Raw genomic sequence first — 16,037 nt, 5'->3', positions numbered from 1 at the left:
CTGACCCGGCTCGGCCGGGTCGGTGGGGTGGAGAATCCCGGCCCGGTGGACTTGGGGGGGGTGAGGTGGAGGGAAGAGTCCACCGGACCGGGGCTCGGGGTGCGGGAGGAGATCCCGCCTTTCTTCGGGGTGGAGCAACCGGCCCGGCGGACAGGGGGGTGAGGTGGAGGGAAGAGTCCGCCGGGCCGGGGTTCGTGGGGCGGGTCAGTACCCGCCGGGGGACGGCGAGGTCGCGACGGCCTGCTGGACGTCGGGCCGGCTCGCCGGGTTCGCCTTGCAGCCGTTGGGTTCGACGGCGAACCACGTGCCGCCCGTGCCGTGGCCGCTGGCCTCGCCGGGCGCGGTGTCCTCGGCGTAGGTGTACACCGGCCAGCCGCCGACCGTCACCTGGCTGGTGCCGTCCGGCCGGCGGATGCGGCCGACCAGGCCGGAATCGATGCCGCCGGCGACGGTGATCCGGCCGTCGGCGGGCAGGGGCGACCACTTCCGCGCGCAGGCTCCGTCGCAAGCGGACTTTCCGGAGCCCTTGCCGTCCTTGGTGAACAGGTAGAGCGTGCGGCCGGCCGAGTCCGTGAGGACCGGGCCGAGGCCGCCGACGTCGGTGGTGCCGAGGGTGGCCGGTCCCGCGTCCGCCGGCTTCCCCGCCGGCGTGATCGCGGTCCAGTCCGCGCTGACGTCCCGGCCGAGCGCCACGCCCGGGCCGGTGTCCTTCGCGTACCGGTAGACCGGCCAGCCCCCGACCGTCACCTGCTTGGTGCCGTCCGGCCGGGTGACCTGCCCGACCAGGCCGGCGTCGACCCCGGCGGCGAGCGCCGGGCCGTCGGAGACCAGTGGTGGCCACGTCATCGCGCACGGGCCGGCGCAGGTGGCCTTCGACGGCTCGGCCGCGTCCTTCGCGTAGCGGTAGAGCGTGTGTCCTTCACCGTCGGCCAGCACCGTGCCCAGACCATCCACAGTGGACGTGATCAGCCGGGCCGGTCCGGCCGGGGAACCGGCCGGGACCGCGCTCGCCGGTTGCTGCTGCTGGGCGCCGAGCGTCAGCTGCTGGACGGCACCGGAGCCGGCGTACGGGTTGGTCCCGCAGGCCGCGACCAGCGCGAGTCCGGCGAAGGCGAGCGGCAGAGCGGCAACCGGGCGAGCACGGTACATCGGAAGTTCTCCTTCCCAGGTCTCGGACGAACGGGTCGGCGGACGGGTTATTCGGCGCAGGCCTTGCCGGAGTTGATGCAGTTGACCAGGCGGCCCATGATCTGCCGGCTCATCACGTTCGCGAAGTCGTCGTGGTCGGACCGCGGGTTGTGCTTCTCCTGGGCGAAGGCGTCCACTTTGTACTCACCGTTCTGCTGGACGTCCTGCGGCACGTTGTACACCAGCGTCACCTGCAGCTGCGGCACGTTCTTGAACCCCTGCGGGCACTTGCCCTGCTGGTTGGCGAACACGATGTGCGTGCGGTGGTTCGCGCTGTCGGTGTTCTTGCCGTCCCAGCAGTTCGGGAAGTTGTGGATCCGCTCCACCTTGCTGCCCGCCGGGCAGATCGGGTAGAGGTCGGTGAGCCGGTCCTCGAACCCGGTGCAGGTCCAGCTCGGCCGGGCGTTCGCCGGGCCGTTGGTGCTCTGCTTGGCGTCACCGTAGAGGATCTTCAGGCCGAGCGGCATCGCGACGACGTCCTGCGCGCCACCGCCGATGAACTTCAGCGTCGCCGACTCCGGCTCGATGATCGTGCCGTCGTTGTCGCCGACTTCCTTGTTCGCACCCTGGATGCCACCGAGCTGGTCCTGCTGCGCAGCCTGGCTCTGGGTGGCCTTGTCCTGGTTGTTCTGCTGCTGGTTCTTGTTCTGGTTCTGCTGGTTCTGCTGCTGGTTCTTGTTCTGGTCCTGCTGGTTGTTCTGGTCCTGGTTGCGCTGACGACGCTGCTGCTGCTGACCGTCCTGGTTCTGGTTCTGGTCACCCTGCTGCTGCTGGGCGCTCTTGCCCGAGCGGCCGCCACCCTGGCCCTGGCTGTTGCGCTGCTCCTGCGCGTCCTGGGCGTCCTGGGCGCTCTTGTCCTGCTGGACGTCGCCCGTCTTGCCCTTCTGCTGCTGCTGGGCCTGCTGGTTCTTCTGCTGCGCCTGCGCCTTGTCTTCCCGGTCGATGCGGATGACCGGCCAGAAGTAGGCGGACTTGTCACCGTTCTTGCAGGTGGTGCCGCCGGCCAGCAGGCTCTTGAGGCTCGAGTCGGCGTTGGTCGTCAGGTTGCCGACGTAGTCGTGCAGGTGCTGGGCACCGTTCTTGATCCCGGGCTGGGCGATGAAGTTGTCCGGGTTCTGGTGCGCACCGTCGGCGTTGGTTCCACAGTTGACGGTGAAGGACCCTTGCGCACCCTTCTTCTTCAGGGCCGCGTTGACGTTGTTGCCGGCGGGGACCTTGTTGATGTCGATGAAGAACGACGGGTCCGCGGGGTCCGCGCTGGCTTCGCCCGTGCGGCCCGCGGTGACCGCGACGGCGAGCCCGCCGACGGCGATCGCCAGGCCGATCGCACCCATCGCGATCTTGGTTCGGCGGGCGACACGATGCTTGCCCGTCACGGGGGGCCGAGAATTCCGGGGCATGGACTAGTTCACCTCGTTCGTTTTTCCGGGCGCGCCGAACTGCGCGGCAGCCCGGGCAAGAACTACCGTCAATTGAGGTCGAGATCCGCTCGGAACCGGTCGGGGGATGCTTTCGGTTCCGGCTGTCGGGATGCATCGGGGGATGCATTGGGGGATACGGACCCCAGCGCCCCGAGGTTCAAAAGCGACCGGCCCGTTATCTGTTCGTTATCAAGCGGAACGCAACCGGGCAGCATTCACCCAGGTCATAGCATCAGGACGGAAAAGCGTTCAGCGCTGGACGACGACGAGCACCGTGCCGTCGTCACCGCGGACCTCGAACCGGCTGATCTGGTCCATCGCCAGGGACACCGAACCCTGCAGCCGCAACGGTTCGGGCGAGCCGGGGATGCCGAACCCCTTGGGCGGCACCGACCAGCTGGAGACCACGCGCTCGTCGCCGCTGGCCGGGATGGCGATCAGCTGGCACTTCACCGGCCCGACGATCCCGCGCAGCTCGAGCTCGACACGGCTGCCCCACTCCACCGGGGACACGGTGACCAGCGCGCTGACGGCGGACCCGCCGCTGCCGCGGCCGTAGGTCTGGCCGCCGCCGGGCTGGCCCGCCGGGGCGGACGGCGGCGGGGTGGACGTCCCGGCGACGCTCGTCGCCGGTGGCGGCTGCTTGCCGCTCGGGGCGGCGAGGGAGGCGGGTGGGACGGCGTCGGCCGGCCGGACCGCGAGGGTCACCAGCGGACCGGCCACGACGAGCGCGGCGGCCGCGGCCCCGGCGAGGATGCCGAGCCGGCGACGGCGGCGGCGCTTCACCGCGGCCTCTTCCATGAGGCCGCGCAGCACCCGGGGCCCCGGGGAGAGGGTGCGCGGGCCGGGCGCGGGCATCGGGGGCTCCGGCCAGCTGCGCTTCACCAGGTCGAGGACGTCCGGCAACTGGTAGAGCTCGATGAGGTCGAGCTGGCAGTGCGGGCAGTTCATCAGGTGGGCTTCGAACTGGGTGTTCTCGGCCTCGCTGAGTACGCCGAGCACGTACGCGGCGACGTCGGTGTGTGCGGAACCGGCCACGCTCAGTTCACCCCCGCTCGCGCAGGGCCCGGCGCAGAGCGCGGACGGCGTGGTGGATGCGGGACTTGACGGTGCCCGGGGGCACGCCGAGGGTCGCCGCGACCTCGTTCACGGTGCGATCGCGCAGGTAGGTCTGCTGGATGGCCTCCCGCTGCTCCGGCGAAAGGCCCTGCAGCGCCTCGTAAACGATCATCGCGGCGAGCGTCCGGTCCGATTCGTCGGACACCGCGATCGCGTCGGATTCGATCTCCTCGAGCTCCTGGGGCCGGACGCTGCGGCTGCGCCAGCCGTCGATGACGGTACGCCGGGCCACCGTGAACAACCAGGCACGCAGCATCTCCGGCTGGCGGTCGAGCTTGTCGGCGTTCCGCCACGCCTTGATCAGGGTCTCCTGCACGACGTCCTCGGCCCACTGCCGGTCGTGGCCGGTCAGCCGCAGGGCGAACGCCATGAGGGACCCGCCGAACTCCTGGTAGAGCGCCTTCGCCAGATCGTCGGAGCCGTCGCCGGGCTCGACGGCTTCGGGGTCTCCGACGGATCTCAGCGCTCGGGTGTGCCGTCCCACGCGGGACATCCTGGTGGGCCGGACGGCCTACGTCCAGTACTTCGGGCCCCCGAACCGGTCCAAAACTTTTTTGAACCGTTTCCGGACCGTGTCCGTATCCCCTACCGAAGACCCCGACCAGGCGTTGTCCCCCGCAACGCTCCGCATCCACTCCGGACCGAATGTCCACTGTGGATCCTTCGCGCCCTTTTCCGTTGCACTACCGGCAACAGCGCGTAGTCATGCCCCACGGAGGAGCAGTGATCCGCATTCCCCGCCCGGTGGTCCCCGCCGCCGTGTGCCTCACCGCACTCGCCTTGCTCACAGCCTGTACCGCCGGTGCCGCCACCACCTCGGGTGGCGGGTACGCCGCCGCCGGCGGCGCCGGCATGCAGATGCCCGGCATGCAGCAGGGACAGGTCGTCCTGCCGATGCCGCAGTCCATCACCGCCGACCCGAACAACCCGGCGAAGAGCCAGCTCCGGGCCGCGAAGACGTTCGACCTCGGGCTCCTGCTCGTGGACGGAACCGGTTACACGATCTACCGCTACGACCGCGACACCCCCAAACCGTCGCGGTCGACCTGCACGGACGCGTGCGCGGCCAAGTGGATCCCGGTCAAGCCCGGCAACCTGGCGCCGATCGACGTCGACCAGTCGCTGATCGGGCAGATCACCCGCGACGACGGCAGCCAGCAGCTGACCCTCGCCGGCTGGCCGCTGTACCACTTCACCGGCGACCAGGAACCGGCCGACACCTCCGGCCAGGGCGCCGACCAGGCGTGGTACCCGATCGCGCCGGACGGCAAGAAGATCACGTTGACTCAGGACGAATGGAGGCAAGATGCGTTCGGCGTCTGAGTTCGCCGGGTTCGGGTTCGAACCCCCGTCGGTCCTCGAGCGCTCCCGGCCGCTGGTCCGGATCCTGTTCGTGCTGGCCGCGGTGCTGGCGCTGCTCGCGCCGGGCTCGGCCTCGCTCGCCCAGACCGGCGCGGTGAACTCGGTGTCCGACACCGACGCGGTCCTGCTGACCAAGGTCCGCCAGGCCGGCCTGTGGGAGATGCCCTCGGGCATGATGGCCATGGAGAAGGGCAGCCCGCTCGTCCAGAAGGTCGGCTTCGCGATCATGATGGACCACGGCCGTCTCGACGTGGCGACCCGTGCGCTCTCGCAGAAGCTGAACTCGCCGGTCCCCGACCAGCCCTCCGACGAGCAGCGCGGCTGGCTCGCCGAGGAGATGGCCGCCTCCCCCGGCCCGGAGTTCGACCGCGTCTTCGCCAACCGGCTGCGGGCCGCGCACGGCCAGGTGTTCGCCATCCTCGCGCAGCTGCGGGCCGGTACCCGCAACGACGACGTGCGGGCCTTCGCCACCGTCGGCAACCAGGCCGTCATGCGGCACATGACGATGCTCGAGAGCACCGGGATGGTCGACTACACCGCGCTGCCCGCCCCGGTCGTCTCCACCACCGCGGCGCCCACCGGGATCCAGCTCGGCCTCGACACGTCCCAGATCGCCGTGGTGGGGGCTTTGTTCCTGCTGGTCGGCGGCGGGCTGTTCTACGCGCTGCGCCAGATCAAGGGCAACCGTGGCCGCGCCAGGGCGTCCCGGCCGGCCACCGCGAGAACCGGGGGTAGCCATGGTTGAGACCTGGCACGACGCAACGATCTTCCTCACCCAGCAGTTCCAGCCGAAGACCGACCCGGCGGCCCGCGGCCTCGCGGCCTTCGCCGCCCGGACGTCCTACGCGGCGACGATGCTGACGCTCACCTGGGGCGTGCTCACCGCAACCGGCTGGATCCGCTCGGTCACCGGCCGGAAGGGCCTGCGCAGCACCCACATGGTGCTGGCCACCGCGACGATCATCTTCGGCGCCGTCCACGCACTGGGGTTCACCTACCTGACGGTCGCGCCGTACAGCTTCGCCTACATGTTCGTCCCGTTCGGCTCCGGACAGGAGACACGCCACATCGCGGGCATCATCGGCTTCGAGGTCATGTTCGCCATCTTCCTGACCGCCGGCCTGCAGCGCTTCACCTCCTACCGGCGCTGGCTCTGGCTGCACCGCTGCGCGTACCCGGCGGTCGCGCTCATCGCGATCCACTCCTGGTTCGGCGCCATCGCCAACGGCCACCTCTCGGTCACCTGGCTCGGCGGCATCACGCTGCTCGTGCCGGCCGTGACGGTGTCGATGCTGCGGTTCATGCCGGCCCGCACCCTGGAACGCATCGGACTCGTGGAAGAGCAGGTGGCCTGACATGCCGCTCCGACTGCCCGGCAGCGGGCCCCGGATCAGCGTCGACAACGACCGGTGCGAGCTCTACGGCATCTGCGCCATGGAGGCGCCCGACGTGTTCGACCTCGGCCAGGACGGCCGCCTGCGCTTCCACACGCGGCTGCTGGACGAAACCACCATGGAACAGGCGAAGATGGCCGCCCGCTGCTGCCCGATGCAGGCGGTCGTGATGAGAGGGGACCTCGATGGCTGACGGCGACCGGATCGTCATCGTCGGTGCGGGCGTCGCCGGGCTGCGTGCCGCGGAGCGCCTGCGAGAGCAGAAGTTCGACGGGGAGATCGTCCTGATCGGCGACGAGGCCCGGCGGCCCTACCACCGCCCCATGGTCTCCAAGGCGCTGGTGATGGGGACCGAACGGCCCAGCGACGTGGGCCTTTCGCACTACCTGCCGGACCTCGACGTGCACTGGCGCCTCGGCGCGCGCGTGACGCACCTGGACACCACCGAGCGGGTCGTGCACCTGCCCGGCGGCGAATCCCTCTGGTACGACGGCCTGATCGCCGCGACCGGCGTCTATCCCCGGCACCTGCCCGGGGCGCCGCGGCACGACCCGCGCGTGCGGATCCTGCGCACGGTCGAGGACTCGATGGCGGTGCGGCGCTGCCTCAACGCCAGCAAGAAGCCGGCCGTCGTGATCGGCGCCGGCCTGATCGGCAACGAGTTCGCCGCGAGCATGCGGCACATCGGCCGGGACGTCACCTTGATCGGGCACGCCAAGGCGCCGCTGCACCGCTTCGGCGACCGCGTCTCCAGCGGCATCGTCGAGGCGCACCACGAGCACCGCGCGAAGCTGGCGATGCGCAGCGAAGTCCGGCACTGGATCAGCACGAAGGACACCGTCGGGCTGCACCTGACGAACAACCAGCTGCTGGTCGCCAGCGTCGTCGTGCTCGCCATCGGCAGCGTCCCGTCGGTGGACTGGATGCGCGGCTCCGGCCTCGACATCAGCGACGGCGTGCTCTGCGACTCGAAGCTGTTCGCCGAGGGCGCCTCCGACGTCGTCATCGCCGGCGACATCGCGCGCTGGCCGAACCTGCGCTTCGACGAGACCCCGCGGCGGGTCGAGCACTGGATCAACGCCGTCGAGTCGGCCCGGCACGCGGCGGACAACCTGCTGATGGGCCACTCGAGCGCCATCCCGTTCACCCCGCTCCCCCGCGCCTGGTCGACGCTGTACGACACCCGGCTGCAGATGTGCGGGATGCCGTCGCTGGCCGAGGACACCGTGTCCCTGGCCGACGGCATCACCGGCTTCATCCGCGACGGGCGGCTGGTCGGCATCTCCGCGTGGGACAAGCCTCGGGCGATGCTCGACTGGATGCTCGAGCTGGACCGCCGGCTGCCCGCACCCGACTACGTGCCCGAGCCGGAGCCCGCGCCCGTCGCGGAGGTCCCCGAGGTCCCGACGGTCGAACCGGCGCTCGCCGCGCTGGCGGCCGACGTGCCGCCGGAGTTCGACAGCGGCTTCGACCACCAGGCCTTCGAGCGCGAGTTCGAAAGCGAGTTCGCCAACGACATCCCCACGACGGCGTTCCCCGCGCAGTCCCTGCCGGCCCCGCCGACCACGGCGTTCGCCGCGCAGCCGGGGGCGGCGCTGCCGACCATGGCCATCCCGATGGGGAGGTAGAGAAAAGCCGGGGCGGGGCTGCGCGCGGCGGCCTCCGTCCCTTGCCGGTCACCACGCCCCCTCCGCGGCTGGGCGGTGTGGTGACCGGCCCCAAGCGTCCCCCAGCCCGCCTCGCGTCCGAACGGATCGTGGCGCCCGGCGGGCCAGGAGAAAGTCATCCCGAGGGAACCCGACGCCCCCGGGGTGGCCTTCTTCCGGCGCACCGGGCGGGGGCCCGGGGTCGAGCGTCACGGCGGTTCCCGCCGGGGCGCACGGGCCGTGGCGATCGTTCCGGCGGAAGGGTATGCCGCCGGGGAGGACGCCACGGTCAGGCAGCACCGGTGCACGGCCGTCCCGGGGGCACGGGAACCCCCGGGACGGTCTTTCACTGCTTGCGCCGTGACCACCACGACTCGGCCACGACCAGACCGCCGAGGACGAGCACCGCCACCCCGGCGACGCGCAACCCGGCGTCGGTACCCGAGACGAACGCCGTGAAGACGTCGGACGCGCGGGGAGTCCGGGCGAGCGCTTCGGCCACGGTGTGCGCCCCGCGGGCGTCCGGCGGCAAGGCGGCGGCGAACCGCGCGGTGGACACCGTGCCGACCACCGCGACACCGAGCGCGCTGCCGAACTCCCGGGTGGTCGCCTGCAGCCCGGTGCCGACGCCGGCCTGGGCCGGCGGCAGGGCACCCGCGATCACGCCCGACAGCGTCGGCAACGCCAGCGTCACCCCGATCCCCGTCACGACGAGCCAAGCCGCGTAGGCGGCATACGGGGTGCCCGCGTCGCTCGTCGACAGCCCGAGCAGGCCGGCCCCGACGAACCCGAACGCGCAGGCGACGGTGGCGCCGAGGCCGATCCGCCCGGCCAGGCGCCCCACGTGCCGTCCACCGAGGACGATCGGCACGGTCAGCGGGACGATCCCCAGCCCGGTCGCCAGCACGCCGAACCCCTTGGCGTACTGAAGGAACGACGCGTTGACGTAGAACAGCGCGAACATGCCGAAGAAGATCGCGGTCAGCCCGAGGCAGGCGCTGCGCAGGCCCGCGATCCGGAACAGCCGCGGGTCCAGCAGCGGGTGCACGGACCGCAGTTCGGTGATCACCCAGGCCGCGAACAGCACGACAGCGGCGGCGAAGCTGGTGACGACGACCGCGCTGCCCCAGCCCGCCTCCGGGCCCTGGACGATCCCGAGCAGCAGCGCGACCGACGCGCCGGTCAGCAACACCGCGGCCAGCGGGCCGAGCGGGCGGTCGTGGCGCGACGACACCGGCGTGAACCGCGCGGCCAGCGCGACGAGCCCCAGCGAGACTGCCGCGGCGACGGCGAACAGCCCGCGCCACGAGCCGGCCGTCAGGACCAAGCCGCCGCCGACGTTGCCGGCGACCCCGCCGATGCCGGTCATCGACGCCCAGGTGGCGATCGTCGCCGGTCTGCACGCGGCGGGCACGGCGTGCAGCAGCACGGCGAGCGAGTTCGGCAGCACCGCGGCCGCGCCGATCCCGGTGAGCGCCCGGCCCGCGAGCAGGACGGAGACGTCCGGTGCCGCGGCCGACAGCAGCGTGCCCGCGGCGAACAGCCCGAGACCGGTCAGCAGGACGCCCTTGCGGCCGAACCGGTCGCCCGCCGCCCCGGCGGGGATCACCAGGCAGGCGAACACGATCACGTAGGTGTCGACGATCCAGACCAGGGCGGGCGCCGACGGGTGCAGTGCGCTCGCGGCGAGCAGCGGGACGGCGAGGTTGATCGCCGCGACCATCCCGACGACGAGCACCACCGCGGCGCACATGAGGGTGAGGAGACCGCGCGGCGACGCCCGGCCGGGCGTCGGTTCGCGGATCGGTTCGCGAATCGGAAGCTGAGTGGACATGAACCCGACGGTAGGAAAGCCGGACTCCTGCGCGCGACGCAACTTCGGCAACAGACGTTTGCGTATGCTGCAACTGTGCCCGAGCAGCTCGACCTGAACCTCCTGCGTGTGTTCGACGCGCTCCTGCGGGACGGGAGCGTCACGGCCGCGGCCGAGCGCCTGCACCTGTCCATCCCGGCGACCAGCCGGGCGCTGGGCCGGCTGCGGCGGGCGATGGGCGACCCGATCCTGGTGCGCGCCGGGCGCGGGCTGGCCCCGACGCCGTTTGCGCTGCGCACCGCGCCGCGGGTGCGGTCGCTGCTGGAGGAAGCGGCGTCCCTGGTCAGCACCGACTTCTCGCTCGCCGGCCTCGAGCGGACCTTCACGATCCGCATCAACGACGGCGTGGCCGCGACCCTGGCGACCGCGGCGGCCGAGGCCACGGCGGCGGCCGCCCCCGGCGTCACCCTGCGGTTCGTGGCCGAAGGCAGTGAAAGCACCGACGCCCTGCGCGACGGCTCGATCGACCTGGACATCGGCGTGGGCGGGCCGCCGGCGCCCGACATCCGGACCGCCGTGCTGTACCGCGAACGCCTGGTCGCCGCGGTGCGCGCGGACAGCCCGCTGGGCCGGAACCGCCGTCCGACGCTGGCGCAGCTGTGCCGGCACCCGCACGTCTCAGCCTCCCGCCGCGGCCTGGCCCGCGGGCCGCTGGACGACGTGCTCGCCGCGGCCGGCCTCCACCGCCACGTCGCCGCCGTCGTGCCCACCGCCGCCGTCGCCGCGCTCGTGATCGCTTCGAGCCCGTACGTGGGCCTGCTGCCGCAGCGCCTCGCCGAGCAGTACGGCACCGCGCTCGGCCTCCGCTGGTTCCCGGTCCCGGCGGACCTGCCCGAACTCGAGGTGCACCTGTCCTGGCACGCCCGCCTCGACGCCGACCCGGCCCAGCAGTGGCTCCGCGAAACGCTCCGCGACGCACTCCGCTGACCCCGTGTCGACCCTCCAATCACGAGTGATGCCCCTCCAATCACACGTGCTGCCCCTCCGATCACGAGTGATGCCCCTTCGAGCACGGGGAGGCCGTGCAGGAATGGACGACACGCGTGGCTGGAGGGACGACACGCGTGCTTGGAGGGACGACACGAAAGTCTCCGCGGCCGACGTCCGCTGTGGCACGATTCATCCGTGACCAGCTCCGCCGCCACGGCGCAGTACTTGCGTGACCTCGCGCTGCTGCGGCGTGTCCGGGACCGGATCGACCGGGAGTACGCGCAGCCGCTCGACGTCGAGGCGCTCGCCCGCGGCGTGAACATGTCGGCCGGGCACCTCAGCCGGCAGTTCCGGCGCGCCTACGGTGAGTCACCGTATTCGTACCTGATGACGCGGCGGATCGAACGGGCGATGGCGCTGCTGCGGACCGGTGAACTGAGCGTCACGGAGGTCTGCTTCACCGTCGGGTTCTCGTCGCTGGGCACCTTCAGCACGCGGTTCGCCGAGCTGGTCGGCATGCCCCCGAGCGTCTACCGCGAGCAGCAGGCCGCGGCCACCGTCGGGATGCCGCCGTGCGTGGCCAAACAAGTCACCAGACCGATCAGGAATCGAGAAGCGCGGCCGTCGACGGCCACCTAGGGTGACGACCATGGACGTCACCATTCACTCGAGCTTCCTCCCCCACACCGATCCGGAAGCTTCGCTCGCCTTCTACCGCGACCTGCTCGGCTTCGAGGTCCGCCAGAACGTGAAATACGGCGACATGCAGTGGATCACCGTCGGCCCGCCGAACCAGCCGGACACCTCGATCGTGCTCTCCCCGGTGGCCGCGACGCCCGGCCTCACCGACGACGAGCGCCGCATGATCAACGAGATGATGGCCAAGGGCACCTACGCCAGCGTCAACCTCGCCACCGAGGACCTCGACGCGCTGTTCGCCAAGCTCGAGGCCGGCAACGCCGAAGTCGTCCAGGAGCCGGTCGACCAGCCGTACGGGATCCGCGACTGCTCGTTCCGCGACCCCGCCGGCAACCTGCTGCGCATCCAGGAGCTGCGCTGACCACGACCGCCCCCGCGCACGGCTACCGCGAGGTGCTGCGCGACCGGCGGATCGCCGGGCTCCTGCTGGGGGACCTGCTGGCCAACGTCGGCACCGGCATGCTGCTGGTCGCCATGCCCGTCCAGACGCTGTCGCTGCACGGCGGCGTCCCGCAGGCGATCGCGATCGGGCTGGTGGAAGCCGCGCCGTTCGTGCTGTCCACCGTGCTGGCGCTGGCCATCGGCCTGGGCCGGGTGCGGGTGCCGCCGCGCACGCTGCTCGTCGCCGACTGCGTGCTGCGCTCGCTGACCTTCGCCGCCCTCGGCGTCCTGGCCATCACCGGCCGGCTCACACTGCCGGTGCTGGTCGCCGGGCTCCTCCTCGGCGCGACGTTCCGGCTGGCCGGGTCGAGCAGCCGCCGCCTGCTGGCCACGTTCGCCGCGGGCGACGCCGGCCGCTTCTCGGTCAACGGCCTGCTCGGGCTGAACACGACGTTTGCGCTCTACATCGCCGGGCCGGTGCTCGGCGGGGTCGTCGTCGCGACCGCCGGCGCGGGCTTCGCGCTCTTCGTCGACGCGGGTGGCGCCCTGATCTTGCTGGCCGCCACGCTGGCGTGCGTGCCCCAGCCGGCCGAGACGCCCGCGCGGACCGGGATCTCGGGCTGGCGGATCCTGCGCCGCCGCCCGGTCGCCGCGCGGCTGCTGGTGGTCGAATTCTTCTTCAACTTCCTGTACATGCCCGTCGAAGTCGCATTGCCGCTGTACGTGAGCGGGACGCTGCACGCCGGCGCGTCCGGCCTGGGGGTGCTGTGGGGCGCGCTCGGGGCCGGCGCGTTCCTCGGCGCCGCGCTCGTCAGCCGGCTGCGGAACCTGCCGCAGCGGCCGCTGCTGGTCGCGATCATCGGCCTGTGGGCGCTGTGCCCGATCGCCCTCGCGGTCACCGGCGACCTCACCGTGGCCCTGCTCGTCTTCGGCCTGGGCGGCCTCGTGTACGCGCCGTTCACGCCGGTCGCGTACAGCTTCCTGCAATCCGGGCTCGCCGCCGGGGAACAGCAGCAGGTCGTCACGCTGTGGACGACCGGCGCCACGGTGGCCGCCCCGCTCGGGCTGGCCCTGGGCGGCCCCCTCATCGAACTGACCGGCAGCACCGGCGGGCTCGTGGTGTCCGGCGTGCTGACCCTCCTGCTGCTCCCGATCGCGGCCTGTGACAGCCGGGGCTGTGCCCCGGGCCGGGGGCTCCGCCACCCGGAACCCCCAAAAGCCTCCGGGCGGTGCTCGGGCGCACACCGGAAGGGAACCCCATATGTGCCTCAGCCTGAAAGCGGCCGCGCGGCAGCACTTCCGCGAGCTGACGCTGTTGCGCCGCGTCCGCGACCGCATCGACCGCGAACACGCGCTGCCGCTGGACATCGATTCGCTCGCGGCCACGGCGGAATTGCCCGTCGCATTGTTCGTCCGCCGGTTCCGGGACGCTTACGGGCTTTCGCCGCACGATTACCGGCGGGCCGCCGAAGCCGTCAGGAATCGAGAAGCAGTGGCCGCGGATCCCGCCGTAGCTTGATTCCACCCGCCCGCCCCGGAACGCTGGAGAACCGATGAGCAAGCCCACGAGGAAGAACGCCCCGCACGCGGCCGACAGCCACGACCTGATCCGCGTCCACGGCGCCCGGGTGAACAACCTCAAGGACGTCAGCGTCGAGCTGCCCAAGCGGCGGCTGACGGTGTTCACCGGGGTCTCGGGCTCCGGCAAGAGCTCGCTGGTGTTCAGCACGATCGCGGCCGAGTCGCAGCGGCTGATCAACGAGACCTACAGCACCTTCGTGCAGGGCTTCATGCCGACGCTGGCCCGCCCCGACGTCGACGTGCTGGACGGGATCACCACCGCGATCATCGTCGATCAGGAGCGGATGGGCGCCAACGCGCACTCCACCGTGGGCACGGCGACCGACGCGAACGCGATGCTGCGCATCCTCTTCAGCCGGCTCGGGAAGCCGCACATCGGTTCGCCGCAGGCGTTTTCGTTCAACGTCGCCTCGATCAGCGGTGCGGGCGCGGTCACGATCGAGAAGGCCGGGCGGCAGATCAAGGAACGCCGAAGCTTCAGCATCACCGGCGGGATGTGCCCGCGCTGCGAGGGCCGCGGCCGGGTCAACGACATCGACCTGACCGCGCTCTTCGACGAGAACAAGTCGCTCAACGAAGGCGCGATCACGATCCCCGGCTACAGCATGGAAGGCTGGTACGGCCGCATCTTCCGCGGTTCCGGCTTCTTCGACCCGGACAAGCCGATCAAGAAGTTCACCAAGAAGCAGTTCAACGACCTGGTCTACAAGGAACCGACGAAGATCAAGGTCGAAGGCATCAACCTGACCTACTCCGGCCTGGTGCCCGCCATCCAGCGGTCCATGCTGTCCAAGGACGTCGACTCGCTGCAGCCGCACATCCGCGCGTTCGTCGAGCGAGCAGCCACCTTCACCACCTGCCCGGACTGCGACGGCACGCGGCTGTCGGCCGAGGCCCGGTCGTCGAAGATCGACGGGATCAGCATCGCCGACGCCTGCGCGATGCAGATCAGCGACCTCGCCGCGTGGGTCGGCAAGCTGTCCGAGCCGTCGGTCGCGCCGCTGCTGGACGCGCTGAAGCACACGCTCGACTCGTTCGTCGAGATCGGCCTCGGCTACCTCTCGCTCGACCGTCCATCCGGGACGCTGTCGGGCGGCGAAGCCCAGCGCACCAAGATGATCCGGCACCTCGGTTCGTCGCTGACCGACGTCACCTACGTCTTCGACGAGCCGACGATCGGCCTGCACCCGCACGACATCCAGCGCATGAACGACCTGCTGCTGCAGCTGCGCGACAAGGGCAACACGGTGCTGGTCGTCGAGCACAAGCCGGAGGCGATCGCGATCGCCGACCACGTCGTCGACCTCGGTCCGCACGCCGGCAGCCACGGCGGTGAAGTCGTGTTCCAGGGCACTGTGGACGGTCTGCGGTCCAGCGGCACGCTGACCGGGCGGCACCTCGACGACCGGGCGTCGCTGAAGCCGTCGGTGCGGTCGCCGTCGGGATTCCTGGAAGTGCGCGGGGCCTCCACGCACAACCTGCAGGATGTCGACGTCGACATCCCGCTCGGTGTGCTGGTGGTCGTGACCGGGGTGGCGGGCTCGGGCAAGAGCTCGCTGATCCACGGTTCGGTGTCCGGCGGCGAAGGTGTGGTGACGGTCGACCAGACGGGCATCCGCGGCTCGCGCCGGAGCAACCCGGCGACGTACACGGGCCTGCTGGAGCCGATCCGCAAGGCGTTCGCCAAGGCCAACGGCGTGAAGCCGGCGCTGTTCAGCGCCAACTCCGAAGGCGCCTGCCCGAACTGCAACGGCGCCGGCGTGATCTACACGGACCTGGGCATCATGGCCGGCACCGCGACCCCGTGCGAGGTGTGCGAGGGCAAGCGGTTCAACGCCGACGTGCTGGAGTACACCTTCGGCGGCCGCGACATCAGCGAGGTCCTCGGGATGTCGGTGGCCGAGGCGTCGGAGTTCTTCGCTTCCGGCGACGCCGCACTGCCGGCGGCGCAGAAGATCCTGACGCACCTGTCCGACGTCGGCCTCGGCTACCTGACGCTGGGCCAGCCCCTGACGACGCTGTCCGGCGGCGAGCGCCAGCGGATCAAGCTGGCCACGCACATGGCGGAGCAGGGCGGGGTGTACGTCCTCGACGAGCCGACGGCGGGCCTGCACCTGGCGGACGTCGAGCAGCTGCTGGGCCTGCTGGACCGCCTGGTGGACGCGGGCAAGTCGGTGATCGTCATCGAGCACCACCAGGCGGTGATGGCCCACGCGGACTGGATCGTCGACCTCGGCCCGGGCGCAGGCCACGACGGCGGGCGGGTCGTGTTCGAGGGCACGCCGGCGCAGCTGGTGAAGGCGCGCAAGAAGACCCTGACGGGCAAGCACCTCGCGGAGTACGTGCGCTAGATCGAGCGGGACTCCGCCTTGAACGGCTGGGCCGACCAGCCGAACAGCGCGACGTCGTAGTCACCGGTCGAGACGCGGCCACCCTTGAGGAA

15 protein-coding genes are annotated in these 16,037 nt (G+C 71.3%); 10 read left to right on the top strand and 5 right to left on the bottom strand.

Annotated elements, in window-relative coordinates; genetic code table 11:
- Positions 1–204: 204 nt before the first annotated feature.
- From AB0M93_RS44945 to AB0M93_RS44930, 4 genes are all read right to left on the bottom strand, one after another.
- Positions 205–1,149 carry an SCO0930 family lipoprotein gene (locus AB0M93_RS44945; protein WP_364286321.1) on the bottom strand — a complete coding sequence of 315 codons (945 nt, stop codon included), beginning with the start codon at positions 1,147–1,149 and terminating at the stop codon, positions 205–207.
- Between the two features lie 47 nt (positions 1,150–1,196).
- The gene (locus AB0M93_RS44940; RefSeq protein ID WP_364286319.1) at positions 1,197–2,588 is read right to left on the bottom strand and encodes a DUF1996 domain-containing protein; all 1,392 of its coding nucleotides are present in this window, start codon (positions 2,586–2,588) and stop codon (positions 1,197–1,199) included.
- Between the two features lie 270 nt (positions 2,589–2,858).
- On the bottom strand, positions 2,859–3,647 hold the full coding sequence (locus AB0M93_RS44935) for a zf-HC2 domain-containing protein (RefSeq protein ID WP_364286318.1): 789 nt from the start codon (positions 3,645–3,647) through the stop codon (positions 2,859–2,861).
- A 7-nt stretch (positions 3,648–3,654) separates the two neighbouring features.
- Positions 3,655–4,212 carry a sigma-70 family RNA polymerase sigma factor gene (locus AB0M93_RS44930; RefSeq protein WP_364286316.1) on the bottom strand — a complete coding sequence of 186 codons (558 nt, stop codon included), beginning with the start codon at positions 4,210–4,212 and terminating at the stop codon, positions 3,655–3,657.
- Between the two features lie 239 nt (positions 4,213–4,451).
- On the opposite strand from AB0M93_RS44930, the gene AB0M93_RS44925 reads away from it, so the two are divergent.
- Genes AB0M93_RS44925 through AB0M93_RS44905 form a run of 5 tightly spaced genes read left to right on the top strand, consistent with a single transcriptional unit; the run spans position 4,452 to position 8,112 of the window.
- A complete protein-coding gene (locus AB0M93_RS44925; protein WP_364286314.1) occupies positions 4,452–5,051 on the top strand; it encodes a hypothetical protein in 600 nt (199 codons plus the stop codon).
- The gene (locus tag AB0M93_RS44920; protein WP_364286312.1) at positions 5,035–5,835 is read left to right on the top strand and encodes a DUF4142 domain-containing protein; all 801 of its coding nucleotides are present in this window, start codon (positions 5,035–5,037) and stop codon (positions 5,833–5,835) included. Before AB0M93_RS44925 ends, AB0M93_RS44920 begins: the two co-directional genes overlap by 17 nt.
- The gene (locus AB0M93_RS44915) at positions 5,828–6,445 is read left to right on the top strand and encodes a ferric reductase-like transmembrane domain-containing protein (RefSeq protein ID WP_364286310.1); all 618 of its coding nucleotides are present in this window, start codon (positions 5,828–5,830) and stop codon (positions 6,443–6,445) included. Before AB0M93_RS44920 ends, AB0M93_RS44915 begins: the two co-directional genes overlap by 8 nt.
- 1 nt (position 6,446) lies before the next feature.
- Positions 6,447–6,677 (top strand): ferredoxin, encoded by a 231-nt coding sequence (locus AB0M93_RS44910; protein ID WP_093953060.1) that lies wholly within the window; start codon positions 6,447–6,449, stop codon positions 6,675–6,677.
- Positions 6,670–8,112, top strand: a complete 1,443-nt coding sequence (locus tag AB0M93_RS44905) for an FAD-dependent oxidoreductase (RefSeq protein ID WP_364286308.1) — start codon at positions 6,670–6,672, stop codon at positions 8,110–8,112. Before AB0M93_RS44910 ends, AB0M93_RS44905 begins: the two co-directional genes overlap by 8 nt.
- A 364-nt stretch (positions 8,113–8,476) precedes the next feature.
- Here the strand turns inward: AB0M93_RS44905 and AB0M93_RS44900 are convergent, their stop codons facing one another.
- The gene (locus AB0M93_RS44900; RefSeq protein ID WP_364286458.1) at positions 8,477–9,883 is read right to left on the bottom strand and encodes an MFS transporter; all 1,407 of its coding nucleotides are present in this window, start codon (positions 9,881–9,883) and stop codon (positions 8,477–8,479) included.
- Positions 9,884–10,039: 156 nt separating this feature from the next.
- Between AB0M93_RS44900 and AB0M93_RS44895 the strand changes: the two genes are divergently transcribed.
- The 5 genes from AB0M93_RS44895 to AB0M93_RS44875 all read left to right on the top strand — a co-directional run bounded on the left by AB0M93_RS44895 (position 10,040) and on the right by AB0M93_RS44875 (position 15,945).
- Positions 10,040–10,930 carry a LysR family transcriptional regulator gene (locus AB0M93_RS44895; RefSeq protein WP_364286307.1) on the top strand — a complete coding sequence of 297 codons (891 nt, stop codon included), beginning with the start codon at positions 10,040–10,042 and terminating at the stop codon, positions 10,928–10,930.
- 198 nt (positions 10,931–11,128) lie between these two features.
- Complete coding sequence (locus tag AB0M93_RS44890; protein WP_364286305.1) at positions 11,129–11,572, top strand: helix-turn-helix transcriptional regulator; 444 nt, start codon at positions 11,129–11,131, stop codon at positions 11,570–11,572.
- Between the two features lie 10 nt (positions 11,573–11,582).
- Positions 11,583–11,993 (top strand): VOC family protein, encoded by a 411-nt coding sequence (locus AB0M93_RS44885; RefSeq protein WP_364286303.1) that lies wholly within the window; start codon positions 11,583–11,585, stop codon positions 11,991–11,993.
- A 32-nt stretch (positions 11,994–12,025) separates the two neighbouring features.
- The gene (locus tag AB0M93_RS44880; RefSeq protein ID WP_364286301.1) at positions 12,026–13,570 is read left to right on the top strand and encodes an MFS transporter; all 1,545 of its coding nucleotides are present in this window, start codon (positions 12,026–12,028) and stop codon (positions 13,568–13,570) included.
- Positions 13,567–15,945 carry an excinuclease ABC subunit UvrA gene (locus tag AB0M93_RS44875; RefSeq protein ID WP_364286299.1) on the top strand — a complete coding sequence of 793 codons (2,379 nt, stop codon included), beginning with the start codon at positions 13,567–13,569 and terminating at the stop codon, positions 15,943–15,945. Before AB0M93_RS44880 ends, AB0M93_RS44875 begins: the two co-directional genes overlap by 4 nt.
- The last annotated feature ends 92 nt before the right edge of the window (positions 15,946–16,037 follow it).

This window comes from Amycolatopsis sp. NPDC051102 (assembly GCF_040682815.1).
Taxonomy (GTDB): Bacteria; Actinomycetota; Actinomycetes; order Mycobacteriales; family Pseudonocardiaceae; genus Amycolatopsis.
This window is presented reverse-complemented; position numbering and strand designations above follow the sequence as displayed.